The organism is Tessaracoccus luoxuelianae (assembly GCF_055326245.1).
Map to the genome: position 1 here is coordinate 382,840 of NZ_JBUZNO010000001.1, position 15,232 is coordinate 398,071.

At 68.5% G+C, this 15,232-nt stretch carries 14 protein-coding genes; 7 read left to right on the top strand and 7 right to left on the bottom strand.

Annotated features, from left to right (window positions below):
* Positions 1-95: 95 nt before the first annotated feature.
* On the bottom strand, positions 96-740 hold the full coding sequence (locus ACZK39_RS01730) for an RES family NAD+ phosphorylase (RefSeq protein WP_463612326.1): 645 nt from the start codon (positions 738-740) through the stop codon (positions 96-98).
* Positions 737-1,522 (bottom strand): hypothetical protein, encoded by a 786-nt coding sequence (locus ACZK39_RS01735; RefSeq protein WP_463612327.1) that lies wholly within the window; start codon positions 1,520-1,522, stop codon positions 737-739. The genes ACZK39_RS01730 and ACZK39_RS01735 overlap by 4 nt, the downstream gene beginning before the upstream one ends.
* 140 nt (positions 1,523-1,662) lie before the next feature.
* On the opposite strand from ACZK39_RS01735, the gene ACZK39_RS01740 reads away from it, so the two are divergent.
* Genes ACZK39_RS01740 through ACZK39_RS01750 form a run of 3 tightly spaced genes read left to right on the top strand, consistent with a single transcriptional unit; the run spans position 1,663 to position 3,688 of the window.
* The gene (locus ACZK39_RS01740; RefSeq protein WP_463612328.1) at positions 1,663-2,007 is read left to right on the top strand and encodes a PLD nuclease N-terminal domain-containing protein; all 345 of its coding nucleotides are present in this window, start codon (positions 1,663-1,665) and stop codon (positions 2,005-2,007) included.
* Positions 2,004-2,936, top strand: a complete 933-nt coding sequence (locus tag ACZK39_RS01745) for an ABC transporter ATP-binding protein (RefSeq protein WP_463612329.1) — start codon at positions 2,004-2,006, stop codon at positions 2,934-2,936. The genes ACZK39_RS01740 and ACZK39_RS01745 overlap by 4 nt, the downstream gene beginning before the upstream one ends.
* Positions 2,933-3,688 carry an ABC transporter permease gene (locus ACZK39_RS01750; RefSeq protein WP_463612330.1) on the top strand — a complete coding sequence of 252 codons (756 nt, stop codon included), beginning with the start codon at positions 2,933-2,935 and terminating at the stop codon, positions 3,686-3,688. Before ACZK39_RS01745 ends, ACZK39_RS01750 begins: the two co-directional genes overlap by 4 nt.
* A 153-nt stretch (positions 3,689-3,841) precedes the next feature.
* Here ACZK39_RS01750 and ACZK39_RS01755 read toward each other — a convergent pair whose 3' ends face one another.
* On the bottom strand, positions 3,842-4,327 hold the full coding sequence (locus ACZK39_RS01755) for a UPF0158 family protein (RefSeq protein WP_463612331.1): 486 nt from the start codon (positions 4,325-4,327) through the stop codon (positions 3,842-3,844).
* Between the two features lie 470 nt (positions 4,328-4,797).
* On the opposite strand from ACZK39_RS01755, the gene ACZK39_RS01760 reads away from it, so the two are divergent.
* On the top strand, positions 4,798-6,900 hold the full coding sequence (locus tag ACZK39_RS01760) for a nuclease-related domain-containing DEAD/DEAH box helicase (RefSeq protein WP_463612332.1): 2,103 nt from the start codon (positions 4,798-4,800) through the stop codon (positions 6,898-6,900).
* A 305-nt stretch (positions 6,901-7,205) separates the two neighbouring features.
* Here the strand turns inward: ACZK39_RS01760 and ACZK39_RS01765 are convergent, their stop codons facing one another.
* On the bottom strand, positions 7,206-7,715 hold the full coding sequence (locus ACZK39_RS01765) for a peptidylprolyl isomerase (RefSeq protein ID WP_463612333.1): 510 nt from the start codon (positions 7,713-7,715) through the stop codon (positions 7,206-7,208).
* 58 nt (positions 7,716-7,773) lie between these two features.
* On the bottom strand, positions 7,774-9,225 hold the full coding sequence (locus ACZK39_RS01770; protein WP_463612334.1) for a MauE/DoxX family redox-associated membrane protein: 1,452 nt from the start codon (positions 9,223-9,225) through the stop codon (positions 7,774-7,776).
* 256 nt (positions 9,226-9,481) lie between these two features.
* Here ACZK39_RS01770 and ACZK39_RS01775 point away from each other — a divergent pair, with 256 nt between their 5' ends.
* Both ACZK39_RS01775 and ACZK39_RS01780 read left to right on the top strand, forming a co-directional pair.
* Positions 9,482-10,420 (top strand): sunset domain-containing protein, encoded by a 939-nt coding sequence (locus ACZK39_RS01775; protein WP_463612335.1) that lies wholly within the window; start codon positions 9,482-9,484, stop codon positions 10,418-10,420.
* A gap of 196 nt (positions 10,421-10,616) precedes the next feature.
* Positions 10,617-11,315: an ATP-binding protein gene (locus tag ACZK39_RS01780; RefSeq protein ID WP_463612336.1), complete on the top strand. Its 699-nt coding sequence runs from the start codon at positions 10,617-10,619 to the stop codon at positions 11,313-11,315.
* 285 nt (positions 11,316-11,600) lie between these two features.
* On the opposite strand, the gene ACZK39_RS01785 is transcribed toward ACZK39_RS01780, so the two are convergent.
* Entirely contained in the window at positions 11,601-12,464 is an 864-nt protein-coding gene (locus ACZK39_RS01785) for a hypothetical protein (protein WP_463612337.1), read from the bottom strand.
* Positions 12,465-13,526: 1,062 nt separating this feature from the next.
* Between ACZK39_RS01785 and ACZK39_RS16750 the strand changes: the two genes are divergently transcribed.
* Positions 13,527-13,847, top strand: a complete 321-nt coding sequence (locus tag ACZK39_RS16750) for a sunset domain-containing protein (protein WP_527252176.1) — start codon at positions 13,527-13,529, stop codon at positions 13,845-13,847.
* A gap of 69 nt (positions 13,848-13,916) precedes the next feature.
* Here ACZK39_RS16750 and manA read toward each other — a convergent pair whose 3' ends face one another.
* Entirely contained in the window at positions 13,917-15,116 is a 1,200-nt protein-coding gene (manA, locus tag ACZK39_RS01795) for a mannose-6-phosphate isomerase, class I (protein ID WP_463612338.1), read from the bottom strand.
* Positions 15,117-15,232 lie beyond the last annotated feature (116 nt).

Sequence of the window (15,232 nt, forward strand, 5' to 3'; positions counted from 1 at the left end):
CCTCATGTCACTCAGACATGTACATTTCTGGCCTCAATTCGTACATGTTCTGCGGTCATGTCGACGCCGTCACCATTTCAATGCCGATCGAGCAGTCAGGGGATGACCCTGGCTCTCGCCCTGGTCACCGTTCTTCGCACCTTCGTCCGCAGCTCCGCCGTCCAACCCGGCACCTCACCGGCTCCCCGGCTTGGGCGGGGACGCCCCTCGGGCCCAAAGAGCGCTAGCGCATTGACGGCGCCTGGCGTGAACCGGGGGGCGTAGGACATGGCGCTGAACCCGGCGGATGAGAACGCCGCCGCATGCCGTTGGGTGAGCCCATAGCCCGCCCCCGCCGAGATCTCGCGGGTGACGTAGCCGGCGGCTTCGACACTCTGAGTATCTGCGATGTCCTCAGGCTCACAGAAGGGCCTGAGGTCGACGCTGGAGACGGTGGTGCCGTCGAGTGCAACTGGTGGAAGAATCGGATGCGTCCCCCACACCTCCCCCAGCCGCTCTCGCACAGCGGCCTCGATGCTGTCCGCGAAGTAGCAGGTTCCTTCCGGCTGCGCCAGGTCGAAGCGCCCGTCACCTGGCGGAGCGGACGCGAACCACCAACAACCACGATCTGGCTCCGCCGGGTACCCATCCGAGTGGGCCCGGTACCAGCGGCTCAGATCCACGCCCGTGCTCCTTGGGAAGTCCGCGGCGAGTTCCGTCGAGGGATGCGGTTCTCCGAGGCTGATGTCCTCACGGCTCACCGGAGCATCCTCTCGACGTCGGCATGCGCGAGCGCGAGGACGGCGGCCGGATCCCTACTCTGGGCCAGCCAGCTCGCCGCGGAGACCTGGCCCAGTGCTCCTTGTGGTGTGGTCAACCAGAGCGCCTTGGACAGGCCATCCTTTGCCACCCGGTTCAACTCGCTCAGAACCTCCGACAGTCCAGCCAGCGGCTCGAGGTCTGGCGTGAACTGCCACGTGGGGTAGAGAAGGGCGCCGTCGTCAGCCGGGACGGCGAGCAGTGTGTTCCGCTGGACCCGACCTGTGAGCGCCTGACGCGTGACGCCCAGGCGTCGCCTGAGCCCTTGCGTGTCGAAGTAGGGACCCAGGGCCTCCGTGGGGTCATCGTCGTCGGGGAGGCGGTTGGCGAACGCTTCGACCGCAGCTTCCGCCTCGCTTTCGGTCAGGGTGCCGGCGCCGACCCGTTCAACGAGCACATCGTGGAGACGATGAAGCACGGCTTCCGGACGGACACGCCCGGGCGCGGCCGTCAGGTCATCGTCATCGACGAGGCGGACGAAGGAGCCGGTCTTTTCGACGGAGACGCGCAGGACGCCGCCCACCGCCTTGGCGTGCCCACTCTTCCCCTCCTCAACCAGCAGCAGCCGGTCCTGCTTGCCCGAATGCGACCTCTCCAGCAGGAGCGTGACAGGGACGAAGTCCGCATCAGTGACATCCTCCACCTTGGTGATCCCGCGCTCCCGCTTCGCGCCCATCCTCGTCCTGAGCGCCTTCCTCCGGGGGCTCTTCAGCGATCTGGCCACATTGACCTCCTTGCATCCATCGTCAATTGAGTCAAGGCTACACCCGTGAGGAAGTCTGGGACTAGGCTTGACTAGTGGCGGAGGCGCCACGTCGGACCTCGGCCACAACCGCGCCTTCCGCCCGACAGAAGGGAACCACCATGCCGTTCGATCAACTCCTCGACCTCCCCACCGGCGTCCTCGTCCTGCTCGGCGTCGTCATCGTCATCGAGCTGGCGCTCCTCATCGTGGGCGTCGTCGCGTGGGCCCGCACGCCCGACGCGCAGATGCCCAGGCCCAACAAGTGGGTGTGGCTGGTGCTCATCCTCTTCGTGCAGATCCTCGGCCCGATCACCTTCCTCCTGGTCCGGCGCAGCGAGGCCAAGTACGCCTCCGCTGCCGCCCAGCCGGAGGCGCTGCCCGGTGCCCGACACGCGGCTGGCCGCACCGCCGCCGACACCGCCGACCTCCTCTACGGCCAACGCGAGGACAAGGACCCCAAGTGAACGTGGTTGAGACCAACGGCCTCACCAAGCAGTACGGCGAAGTCCGCGCCCTCGACGGCGTCTCCCTGACGGTGCCGGAGGGGTCGGTGTTCGGCTTCCTCGGCCCCAACGGCGCGGGCAAGACCACCATGCTGCGCATCCTGCTGGGCCTGGCGCGCCCCACCTCGGGCGGCGCCACCATCTTCGGCCACGACACCGAGGCCGGCCGAGACGCCATCCATGCCCGCGTCGGGTTCCTGCCGGACGTGCCGGGCTTCTACCCGTGGATGACGGGCGCGGAGTTCATGCGGTTCGCCGGCTCCCTCTTCGGGATTGCCGAGCCGGTCCTCTCCGAGCGCGCTGACGCCCTCCTCGAGATGGCGGGACTGGCCGGGAACAAGAACCCGGTGGGCGGCTATTCGCGCGGCATGAAGCAGCGCCTCGGGATCGCGCAGGCGCTCATCAACGCACCAGACCTGCTGATCCTCGACGAGCCCACCTCCGCCCTGGACCCCCTCGGCCGCGCGGAGGTGCTGCAGATGATCGCCTCCCTCCGCGGCCGCACCACCGTCCTGTTCTCCAGCCACCTGCTTGGCGACGTGGAGCGGATCTGCGACCAGGTGGCCGTCCTCGACCGCGGCCGGCTCGTCGTCCAGGGCACGGTCGCCGACCTCCGCCGCTCCCATGGCGGCTCGACGACGGTACGGATCGCCGTCACCGACGGCATCGAGGCGCTCACCGCGGCTGTCGCGGCCGAGCCGTGGTGCGTCCGCCACACCCCCGTGGCCGGCGACCCGCAGGCCATCGACGTGATCGTCAGCGATCTCGACGCCGCACGCCAGGCCACCCCCGGAATCGTCGCCGGGCTGGGGCTGGGGCTGCGCCGCTTCGACGAGCTCGAGGTCTCGCTGGAGGACGTGTTTGTGGGCCTCGTGGGGGTGAACCGATGAGCTTCCGAGCCTTCCTGTCCAAGGACCTGCGCGAGATCCTCCGCACGTGGCGGATCTTCGTGCTGCCGGGGATCCTGCTGTTCTCGGCCGTCACCGGGCCCCCGACGGCCGCCTACACAGCCGAACTGCTCGCCACGCTGGGCGGCGACGTCTTCGCGGGCGTGATGCCGGACCCCACCTGGGTGGACTCCTACGCCCAGTGGACCAAGAACCTGAGCCAGATTGTCGGCTTCGCCCTCATCATCATGCTGGGCAGCGCCATCTCGGGCGAGAAGCGTTCGGGCACCGCGATCATGGTGCTGACCAAGCCCGTGTCGCGCGCGGGCTTCGTGCTCTCGAAGTTCGTCTCGACGGCGATCCTCCTCATTGGCGCCACCCTGGCCGGGATGCTGGTGACCTGGGGCGTGACGCTGATCTGGTTCCCCGACGCGCCGTTCGGCCCGCTGTTGGCGGCGACGGCGGCGTGGCTGCTGTTCGCCCTGCTGCTCGTGGCGGTGGTGCTGCTGGGCTCCGCCGCTGTGGACTCGGGCGCGGGCGCGGCCGGCATCGGCCTGGGCTTCTTCTTCCTTCTGATGCTGTCTGGGATCTGGGGCCCGATGCTCCGCTGGACGCCGGCGGGGATGATCAACGCCCCGGTCGCGCTCGGGGCGGACGTCGAGGTGGACATTCTGTGGCCCGCCCTCACGACGGCGGCCCTGGCCGTGGTCCTGGTGTTGGCGGCGGTGAAGGTCTTCGAGCGTCGCGAGCTCTGACCCTTTCTTCGTGGGCTGAGCCCCTCCGCTGGCTGAGGTGCGAGGAGCGCAGCGACGAGCCTCGAAGCCTATGAAACGCGAGCTGACAAGGTCACCCTTCTTAGGCTTCGAGGCCGCTGCGCGGCACCTCAGCCAACGGTAGCGGGCCCGCCGCTACCTGGGCTGCTCGACGAGGGTGATGTTGTTGTCGTCGGCCCACTTGCGGGCGATCCTGGTGAACTGCTCGTCGCGGTAGCGGTACCAGGAGTCGGCGAGGTCGTGGCGGTGGACGAGGTCCTTGAACCTTCGGAACGCGCCAGCGCGGTGCAAACCGTCCCACAGCTGTTGCCGCAGTCCAGACTCAGGCAGGGTGTCGGTGAAGTCGACCATGATGGAGTGCTCGTCGACGTCGAACTTCGTCGGCAGGGGCACGAACCGGTCGGTGGCGTCCTCGAGTATCAGGAGGGCGAGCTTGAGGGAGTCCACGTCGCCGCTGTTCGTGTAGGTGGCCGCTTCGGCCAAGTCGGCGGCTTCGGGAAGGTCCTCCGCGGTGGAGAGTTCGTCGCCCAAGACCCAGACCAGTTCGTCAGCCTGCCGGTCGTAGTAGCTGGAGAGGTCACCGCCCATGGTCAGAGCGTCTGCCAAGTCGGCGATTCGCACACCCATATCCGTTCCATATCTCGCGAGTCACTTCAGGGTAGCCCGGTGACGGTGCCATGGCCGCTCAGCGGCGGAGTCAGCGGTGGCGGCTGCGGCCGCGGTGGCGGCTGCGGCCGCGGTGGGTGGCCCGCCCCCTTCGCCGGTTGAGGTGCTCGACGCGCAGCGGCAAGCCCCCCCCTCGTTGGCTGAGGTGCCGCGGAGCGGCCTCGAAGCCTATGAAACATGAGCTGACAAGGTCACCCTTCTTAGGCTTCGAGGGCGCTCCGCGCCGCCTCAGCCAGCGGTAGGGAGGCCTTTGCCTGTACTGAGGCGCGAGAAGCCAAGTGGCGCACCTGCACCGCGAGTTCTGACTCCCCCTGCCTGACTGACCCGTGAACCGGGCCCACTGCAATACTGAGGGCGCTCAACCCGCCCCACCCAGCACCGAAGGCCTCACGTGATCCAGCGCCGCGACACCGGACGGACCCCGCATGGTCGCCGGTGACTCCGCCGGCGCCGAGTCCCGACGCCAACTCGCCCTCGCCGACGCCCACGCCAAGGCCGCCGCCGAGGCCCGCGCCGCAGCGGGGCGCTTCGGGATCGCGGAGACCACCGAGCGTCAGACCGCCCGCACCCTCGCTCCCCTCTCCGCGCTCGGCTACTTCCTCCTGCCCGACCGCCGCTGGCCTGGTACCAGACGCGCCCAAGTCGACCTCGTGGTCGTGGGCCCCGGCGGCGTCTTCATCGTCGACACGAAGGCCTGGAAGGAGGTCGGCATCGACAACGGCCGGGTCCTGCGCGGCGACGACGACGTCACCGACGAGCTCCTGATGCTCAACGACCTGGTCGACGTCACCCAGGCCGACCTCGCCGAGGTTGGCCTCGCACCCGGGGAGGTCCGCTCCCTCGTCGTCATGGCTGGACGTAGCGGCCTCGACGCCACCGTCAGCGGGATCCGCATCGTCGGCGAGCGGGACGCTCTCAGCGCGATCGCTCGCCACGGCAATCGGCTGACGCCCACGCAGGTCGACACCGTGATGGGCCGCGCGCTCAGCTTCTTCCCTCAGGCCTCCGCCCCCGCGCCTGTGTCCGTGACCATCCCGGCGCCTGTCGTCCCAGCGGCCCCCAGCCCCGTCACCCCACCCCCGCCACACCAGGCCCAGCAGGACGCGCTCCTCACCCCTGAGGAGGTCAACGATGCCCTCCTCGAAGGCATCCTCGCCCAGCCAATCGAGGAGTGGATGTCCTTCCTCCATCCACAACAGGCAAAGCTCGTCCGACGCTCCTTTCCCGGCCCGTCGCGCATCCGCGGCCCGGCGGGCACCGGCAAAACGGTCGTCGGCCTGCACCGCGCCGCGCACCTGGCCCGCAACCAGCCGGGACGCATCCTGGTCACCACGTATGTCCGCACGCTGCCCGACGTTCTGCACGAGCTGCTCCGACGGTTGGCGCCGGAGGTGGTGGACCGTGTCGAGTTCGTCGGTGCGCACGCCTTCGCGCGCCGGATCCTGCGGGAGCGCGGGGTCCCTCACCGCATCGAACCTGTCCAATCCCGGGAGGCCTTCGACGCCGCGTGGCACCGCGTCGGCGCCCCGTCAGTCCTCGGCAGCTCGCAGGACCGGCGCTACTGGGAGGACGAGATCGAGCACGTGCTCAAGGGCCGAGGCATCACCAGGTTCGAGGACTATGCCGATCTCGCGCGCACCGGGCGGCGCCGCACCCTGCAGCTCTCGGGGCGTGAGGCCGTGTGGCGGCTCCACGAGGCCTACGATGCCGAGCTGCGCAGCCGCGGGATCATCGACTACGCGGACCTGATCCTCCTGGCCGAGGCCGAGCTCCGCCGGGAGCCCATGACCGGCGCGTACTCCGCGGTCATCGTGGACGAGGCGCAGGACCTGTCCTGCGCCATGATCCGCATGCTGCACCTGCTGGTCGGCGACGAGCCGGATGGGTTCACGCTGATCGGGGACGGCCAGCAGTCGATCTACCCCGGCGGATACACCCTGGGCGAGGCCGGGATCTCGGTCGCGGGCCGCGGCGTGGTGCTCGACATCAACTACCGCAACACCGCCCAGATCGTGAACTTCGCCCAGCGTCTCGTGGCCGGCGACGAGTACGCCGACATCGAGGGCGTCCTCGCCCGCGGCGACGTGCCCTCGAGCATCCCGCGGAAGGGGGCAGAACCCGTCATCGCACACTGCGGCAGCCGTCGCGAACTCAATGATGCCCTCATCGCCCGGGTCCGCACCGTCACCACGGACATCGGCACCGGCGTCGGCGACGTGGCGGTGCTGTGCATCTCGCGGTGGGCGGCCCGCGACGCAGCTCGCGCCCTCGAGCAGGCCGGCTTCCCTGTCGTGGACTTGGAGAAGTACAACGGCGTCCCTGTCGACGCGGTGAAGGTGGGCACCATCAAGCGCGCGAAGGGCCTGGAGTTCAAGCAGGTCCTCATTCCAGACATCCGCAACGAGCACACCATCACGGAGCCACCGGCCGACGACACGGCCCGCGAACGCTGGGACCTCACCCGCCGCGAGCTGTATGTCGCGATGACGAGGGCCCGGGACGGGCTCTGGGTCGGCATCTCCAATTGACCACACACCCTCCCGATGGCTGAGGAGTCTCGACGCGCCACTTCGTGGCTGAGGTGCTCGACGCGGCAGCCGCGAACCCACTTCGCTGGCTGAGGTGCCGCGCAGCGGCCTCGAAGCCTATGAAACGCGAGCTGACAAGGTCACCCTTCTTAGGCTTCGAGGGCGCTCCGCGCCACCTCAGCCAACGGTAGGGGTCTCATCCAACGAGAATGCGAAACGCCCGCCGGCGTCAGCCGGCGGGCGTCTTGCACTTCAGACTCCAAGGCTTCGAGGGCGCTCCGCGCCACCTCAGCCAGCGGGAGGGGTCAGGCGACCGTGACCGAGTTGATCACAACCGGCTCGATCGGGTTGTCACCACGTCCCACCTTCGTGCTGGTGATCGAGTCGACAACCTTCTGGCTCTCGGCATCCTTCACCTCACCGAAGATGGTGTGGCGACGGTTGAGGTGCGGGGTTGGGCCCACGGTGATGAAGAACTGGGAGCCGTTGGTGCCGGGGCCGGCGTTGGCCATGGCCAGCAGGTAGGGCTTGTTGAACGTCAGCTCGGGGTGGAACTCGTCGCCGAACTGGTAGCCCGGTCCGCCGCGACCGTCACCGTTCGGGCAGCCGCCCTGGATCATGAATCCGTCGATGACGCGGTGGAAGGTGAGACCGTCGTAGAAGTTGCCGGTGGTCTTCTTGCCCGTGGCGGGGTCGGCGTATTCCTTGGTGCCGGTGGCGAGGCCGACGAAGTTCTCGACGGTCTTGGGGGCGTGGTCGGGGAACAGCTCGATGACGATGTCACCGTGGTTCGTGTGGAGCGTAGCGGTGCTCACGCGTGTCCTTTCGTTGCCTTCTTGGTCGGGTCCAGTGTGTCAGAGCGGGGCAAGCGGGTCACTCCGCCGGAGGGAGCTGGGCCTCGATGTCGGCCACGAACTGCTCCACCTCGTCGATCCCGGTGACGGGGCCGCCGGCGATCATCCCGTCGGCGCCCAGCAGCACCGCCGCCACCTGCCCGGTGGCGCCCAGGGCCTTCGCCGCGAGCCCGGCGTGGTCGTACAGCGACACCTTCTCCACCTCCGCTGGGATGGTGCCCGCCGCGCGGGGGCGGATGGACGGCACCAGCCGCACCTGCAGCACGGGCAGCCGGCTCTGCCACTCCTCGATCCCGGCAATCCCGGCCCGCGCCGGCGAGCACAGGCAGTTGATGGTGACCAGCAGCTGCGCCTGTTGCCCGGCCAGCGCCCTCAGCGTGACGGGCTCGCCGTCGGGGCGAAGCAGCACGCCGTCGGGGATGGGCATGCGCTCGTAGTCCTCGAGCCCGTCGTCCTCCTCCTCGACGACGGCGGGCTCGGACACCACCGGCGCCGGCTCCACGGGCTCCCGCTCGGCCTCAACGGCCGCTGCAGCGGCCTCCAGCACAGGGCGGAGAATCAGGTCCCGCACCTTCTGCTCGCCCGTCACGGGGGCACCCACGACGGCGCCCGTGGCGTCCAGCTCCACCGCCGACGGGGTGAACGCGCCGCCCAGCGCCTGGGAGACGTTGGAGCCCCAGTCCTCGTGGAGGTGGGCGAGGTCCTTCCACTTCGGGTCGTCCAGCTCGGAGCCCGACGGCCGCACCGGGACCACCACGCGCCCGGGCACCTGCTCCAGCCACTGGGGCAGCTGGTTGAGCACGCGCTCGCACCCCCCGCAGCCGGACACCACGAACAGGAGCACCACCCCGCCGTGCTCACGCGCCAGGGCCCGGAGCCGCACTCTCTCGCCGCTCTCCACAGCGGTGAGGGCGAGGTTCGGCGCGAAGCCGAGCGCGCCCGCCCCCGAGCCTGCCCGGGCGGGCTGCGGCCCGGGCAGCAGGGACAGTGTGACGACGAGGGCGCTGAGGGCCGACATCGCGAGCCAACCCCAGCCGTCTGCGTCCAATCCGTAGACGTCCTCGCCGGCGATCACGGCCATGAAGCCGAGCAGGGCCAGCAGCAGGAAGAGGACGTTGCGGGCCAGCGTCCGCGGGGACACGTCGTGCGAGCCCAGGGCGCCAAAGCAGTTGCAGCGCACCGGCTCGTCGAACCGGAGCGCCCGCGCGATGATGACGGTGTAGGTGCCGAACAGCGCCACCGACGCCACCGCTCCCCCGACGAGCACCCAGCCGGACCCCACCACCAGCACCAAGGCCAGCAACAGCTCACCCCACGGGAGCAGGGCCGGCGCGGGCGAGCGGCGCAGCCACCCGGGCAGCCGGAGCGCCTGGAAGGCGTCTCGGGTCTCGCTCCTGGCGGCCAGCTTCGCCATCCCGGAGATCGCCAGCAGGACGGCACACGTCAGGTTCCCCAGCACCAGATAACTCACGCGACGACCATATCCGTTGGCTGAGGTGCCGCGAAGCGGCCTCGAAGCCTATGAAACGCAAGCTGATCCGCTGGCTGAGGTGCCCCCGAAGCGGCCCTCCCCCGCTGGCTGAGGTGCCGCGAAGCGCCTCGAAACCCAGGAAACGCGACCTCTCCCGCTGACCCGACCAAGCAATCCACCAACCCCTGTTGCATGAACCCCACAAACGGGTAGCGTAGAAACTGCTCGATTACGAGCCACAACAGAGGAGGAACTTGTGAAGAAGTCACAAGAGCTGAAGAAGGCCGCCGCGGAATCCGCTTCCGCCGCCGCCGAATACGGACAGCACGCACTCAAGGAAGGCCTTGAGCGTGCCCAGGACCTGTTGGACGAGGCCCGCCACCAGGCCGGCCCGCTCCTGCACGACGCCAAGGTGCGTTCCGCAGACTTCGCGTCACGCCGACTCGATGACCTTGAGCCCCATCTCAAGGACGCGCTGGACAAGGTGAACCCGGCCGTCGAGGCTGCCCGCGAGCTGCTGGAGGACGATCTCCTGCCGAAGCTCCAGGATGCCCTGCACGCCGCCGCCGAGCACCCCGCCCTCGTGGAGGCCTCCAAGCGTGGTGGCGCCGCCGTCGCCGCGCTGAAGGGTGAGCTGGAGGCGAAGCCGAAGAAGTCCAAGACCAAGGCCTTCTTCCAGTTCCTCGCCATCGGCGCCATCGTCGCCGGCGCTGTTGCGGCGGTGCGGCACTTCCTGGCACCGAAGGACGACGGGTGGACGGCGCACGAGCCGTCGAAGGCGTACGTCAACAACAACGACACCTTCTCCACCGCCGCCAAGTTCGCCGCCGACACTGCCCCCGAGCCTGAGGCTGACGAACTGGTGGAGCCAGCGGAGGAGCCCGAGACCGAGGCCCCAGCCGAGACCGAAGCCGCCGAGGCGAGCATCTCCGAGGTTGCGGCCGAGGAGCAGCCGAACGACGGCGGCACCGAGGAGACTGTCGACGAGCCGGGTGTCGCGGCCAGCGAGTCCGCCTACGGTGAGGGCGCCTACGTGGGCACCGAGCCGCCGGAGGGCTTCACCATCAAGGGCAACGAGCGCTCGAAGAAGTACCACATGGAAGGCAGCGGTGGGTATGACCGCACCATCGCCGAGGTGTGGTTCAACTCCGAGGACGCTGCCAAGGCCGCCGGCTTCACGAGGGCCCAGCGGTAGCTACAACCGCAACTGACAAGGGCGGCGCTCCCCAGATGGGGGCTCCGCCCTTCTGCGTGCGCGGCCAACGCCAGGCAGGAACCCGCAGAAGTTAGGCAATTCCGTCTAGGCAATACTCAGAGTTAGCCGTAAACCTCGCGACGATGCCAACAGGCACTCGGGCGCTGGCAGGTTCGCCACCATCCAGATGCGTCCCATGAGCCTCTTCGAGTCCGGTCACTCGTCAGGGCAGATCTCTCTCGCGGCCTTGCTTGATGGCTCTCCTCAGCCAGGCCAGGGCTCCTCGCTCTCGTTCCAGGAACTGCTCAACCGAATCGTCGTCGGTGGTTGGCCGGAGTTGTTGGGTGCCAGCGAGGACCTCGCCCGGGATTGGCTTGACGACTATGTGAGCCAAATCGTGGAGATCGACATCCCCGCCATGGGGCACCGGCGGAACCCAACCGCCCTCATGCGGCTCTTGGCGGCACTCGGCCGCTCAGTCGGGCAGGCAGCCAAACTCACTGAGCTCGCCAAGGACGTGGGCGGCGAGGCCGGGCCCATTGCCCACGAGACCATCACTGGCTATCTGGAGGCGCTCGACAGGCTGAAGCTGCTCGATGATTCAGCAGCCTGGCGGCCTCACATGCGCTCCCGGACCAGGCTAAGAACCGCTCCCGTGCGCTACTTCGTGGATCCCTCTCTGGGCACGACCGCGCTGGGCATCGGAACCCGCGAACTCCGAACTGATCCGGAGGCCCTGGGCTTTCACTTCGGAGCCCTGGTGATCCGCGACCTGCGCATCTACGCGCAGCCACTTCGCGGCCGAGTGGATTCCTGGCGGGACGCCAACGGCCATGAGGTCGACGCCATCTGTCCACCCGTGGCGGACGGTGGGCTGCCTTCGAGGTCAAGCTGAACCCTCAGGACGTGGACTCCGCAGCAGCCTCCCTGCTGCGCTTCGCGGCCAAGGTGGAAACTCACCGCCACGGCGCACCCGCCTGCCTCGGGGTCATCACCAGTAGCGGCGCCGGCGGCCGCAGACCAGACGGCGTCGAGGTCATCCCCCATCGGGGCGCTTGGCCCTTGACCCTCCGAGTGTCCCATCGGCGTGTTGTACCCCCCGCTTAACATCTCGCCAGGCAGGGCAAGACCGTCCATCCATTCCCGTCGGAACTCCTCGCTCACGCCCGTCTCGCGTGGACTACTTACGCCCGGTAAGGGCTGGGTGGTGCGCGAGGAGGTCCAACCGGTCTGCGTAGTCCCCGTCCGCGAGGCGCTCACGCAGCATGCCGTGCCACTCAGCCAGGCGGGTGGACCGGGCCCGGCTGCCCTCGCGTCCACCGTCGGCGTGCCCCTGCGCCACGACGTCGAGGGCCCGCAGGTACGCGTCGGCGAACGGCCCCCACGCGTCGTCGACGGGGAGCATCCCCGCCACGACCTTCGCCAGCGACGTCTCCTTCCCGCTCACCCAGCCGTCGCCCCTGCGGGTCCACCCCCACGGCTCCTCCCAGCGAAGCAGTTGCGCGGCCGCTACCTCGGAGAACGCCGCATGGCCATGCTCCCTCCGGATCGCCGCCCACATCACCGCCACCGCGTCGGACACCACGACCCGGGCGGCCTCCACCGGGTCGTCGGAGCGGAAGTAGTCGAACGACTTGAGCTCGCTGGCAAGGTCGATCAGCGTCGCCATGGCGGACGCCGCGGGATCGACGTCGCGGCCGGCAAGCGCCTGGGTGATGTCCTTGACGAGGCGTTGGAACGTGAACCGCCAACGCGTCCGCTCCTTCGGGGAGACGCTCCTGTCGCCTGCCAAATATGAACCTCGCCGCGCCAGCGCCGCGAACTGCCGCACCTCGGCGAACACAGCGCCAGCATCCACCTCGGCCTCCCGAGATACCCGGGAAGCCTGCGCCGCACCATAGGACGGATCGACGGCGGCCATGACGCGATCCCGCACGGGCGCGGATCCGCGCCAGTACACCGTCCACAGCGCCTTCTTGAGGCCAGCCTCGTTCAACTCCGCCAGCGCGTCGTAGAACTGTTCCCGGCTCAGCCGATCACTCACCACAGACCTCCCACCCTCCCACCGACCCAATTGGGCAAACGTATCGAGCACCTGAACCAACGCGAGCTCGGGCAGCCCTTGCCAAGACCGATCGGCCGACGATGGGCCTGGGCACGCATCAGCGACGGCAGGTTCACACAGACAACCGCGCGGACCCCATGGGAGGCTTACCCCCATGCCGGGATTGTCCCGGTTGAACAAGTCAGTAGGAGTCCCAATGCCCCAACCACCCATCGCTCTCACCCCCCAGAACCAGAGCGCCTTCCACCTGGGGGCCACGGAGGCGACCGCGCCGACCCGAGCCGAATCGCCAAGCGCACCGAGTCACTCGCCCGAGGCTCCGCAGCCGCCACAACCCGAGTGGGTGGCCGGCGGCAAGCCGGATCCTCGGGGTGAGTAGCCACAACCAAGGAGGTACTTGTGAGGAAGTCACAAGAGTTGAAGAAGGCCGCCGCGGATTCCGCTTCCGCCGCCGCCGAGTACGGACAGCATGCCCTCAAGGAAGGCATCGAACGCGCCCAGTACCTGCTCGACGAGGCCCGCCAGCAGGCCGGCCCCATCCTGCACGACGCGAAGGTGCGCTCGGCAGACTTCGTATCCCGCAGGCTGGACGATCTGGAGCCCGTCATCAAGGACGCCCTCGACAAGGTGACCCCCGCCGTCGACGCCGCCCGCGAGAAGGTGGAGGACGACCTGCTGCCCAAGCTTCAGGACGCCCTGCACGCTGCGGCCGGTCACGCCGTCGTCGTCGAGGCCGGCAAGCGTGGCACCGCCGCCATGGCTGCCCTCAAGGGCGAGCTCGAGCTCCCGCCGAAGAAGAGCAAGTGGAAGAGCTTCGGCAAGTTCCTGGCCATCACCGCGATCGTCGCGGGCGCCGTGGCCGCTGTCCGCCACTTCCTGGCCCCCAAGGACGACGGCTGGACGGCCCACGAGCCGTCGAAGGCCTACGTCAACAACAACGACACCTTCTCCACCGCCGCGAAGTTCGCCTCCGACACCACCCCGGAACCGGACGTCGACGAGGTGGTCCTGCCCGCAGACGAGGTCGAGGACCAGACCGACATGACCTCCGAGGGCGCCCCACCCACCGGCCACGACTACGTCGCCCCGCAGGACATCGGCGAGGACGAGGCCCCGGCCTACCACGACGGTGGGGAGCCTGAGCCGGTCGACGAGCCGGGTGTCGCGGCCACCGAGTCCGCCTACGGTGAGGGTGCCTACGTGGGCTCCGAGCCCCCGGAGGGCTACACCATCAAGGGCAACGAGCGGTCGAAGAAGTACCACGTGGCCGGCAGTGGCGGCTACGAGCGCACCATCGCGGAGGTCTGGTTCGCCTCCGAGGAGGCTGCTCAGGCTGCCGGCTTCACGAAGGCCCAGCGGTAGTCACCATCCGCACCTGACAAGGGTGGCGCTCCCACATGGGGGCGCCACCCTTTCTATGTCCACCACGGTTCAGGTTGCAGCGACGAACGCCTGACCACTCCCCTTGAACGTGATGACGCCTGCATCTGAACAGAAGATAGCCTCACCTCGAGCCACGATCTGTGTCTCGCCGATCGCGCCCACCTCGAACTCGCCCGCGATCACAAGCAGGATCGCCGGACCCGACGTCTGGACCTGAGCGTCGCCCGTGACCTCCCTGAGCCAGAACTCGACATCTCTCCCCGAAGGATGCGTCGATGGCAGGTAAGCCCGCACGTGGGGGCCCTCCCCGATTGGCAGGAGACGAGGCGGCGGGCCTGCCTCGAAGTCGAGCACCTTAAGCAACTCCGGGACATCGACGTGCTTGGCCGTCAAGCCACCACGCAGCACGTTGTCACTTGGCCCCATGAGCTCGATGCCCACCCCGCAAAGGTAAGCATGGATGGTCCCGGCTGCGAGCCAGAGAGCCTCGCCTTCCTGCAGCACAACGTGATTGAGCATCAGGCTCACCGCTACCCCTGGGTCGCTCGGATAGCGCTCGAGCAGTCTCCGTGCGACGGCGAGGCCCGCTGAAGGCCCGTCCACGAGTCTCCCCAGCTCGGCCATGAGGCGCCCGACGAGCGGATCGCCTGAGAGGAGCCACTCCACCGCTGGCGCAAGGGCCCCGTCTCTGATGAGCGAGCGCCAGTGCGCAAACGGTGCCGTATCGACAGCACCTGTCTCCAGCATGACGACTGCCTTGATCACCTCTTCCGGGGGCCGGAAGCCACAGAGAGCTTCGAAGCCATCGCGGACGGCGACGATCATCTCGGGCTTGGCGTGGGGGTCCTTGTAGTTCCTGCCTCGAGAGTCCAGCGGGATACCTGAGGCCTGTTCGCGCTCGTGCCCTTCTCGGGCCTGGCTGGTCGACGGATGAACCTGGAGGGAGAGTGGCTCAGCGGCCGTGAGCACCTTGAGCAAGAAGGGGAGACGCTGACCAGACTCACGTTCCCACTGCTCCAGCGTCTCGAACGAGGTGGGCGCCCACAGCCGGCTGGGTGAGAGCGGATGGGATCCGAGCCATAGCTCAGCCTCCGACAGATCACACTGCGGCCACCCGAGCAGTTCGGAGATGCCGCCTGGAATGCCCCAGGGGTAGCGTCTCGGAGCATTCTCGATTCGCGAGAGTAATGACATGTTGACCCCATCCCGTAGACAGCCAACCTCTCGAACGAGGCTACTGCAGACCATCCGGAACCGGCCAATCCGAGCCCGACGTAGGCTAACGAAAGTGAGTTCAGGGTAAACGAATCATTGACGAGACCCCGTGCGGATTTGGCGCCCCCCCGATTTCTTCCCGTCTCGAC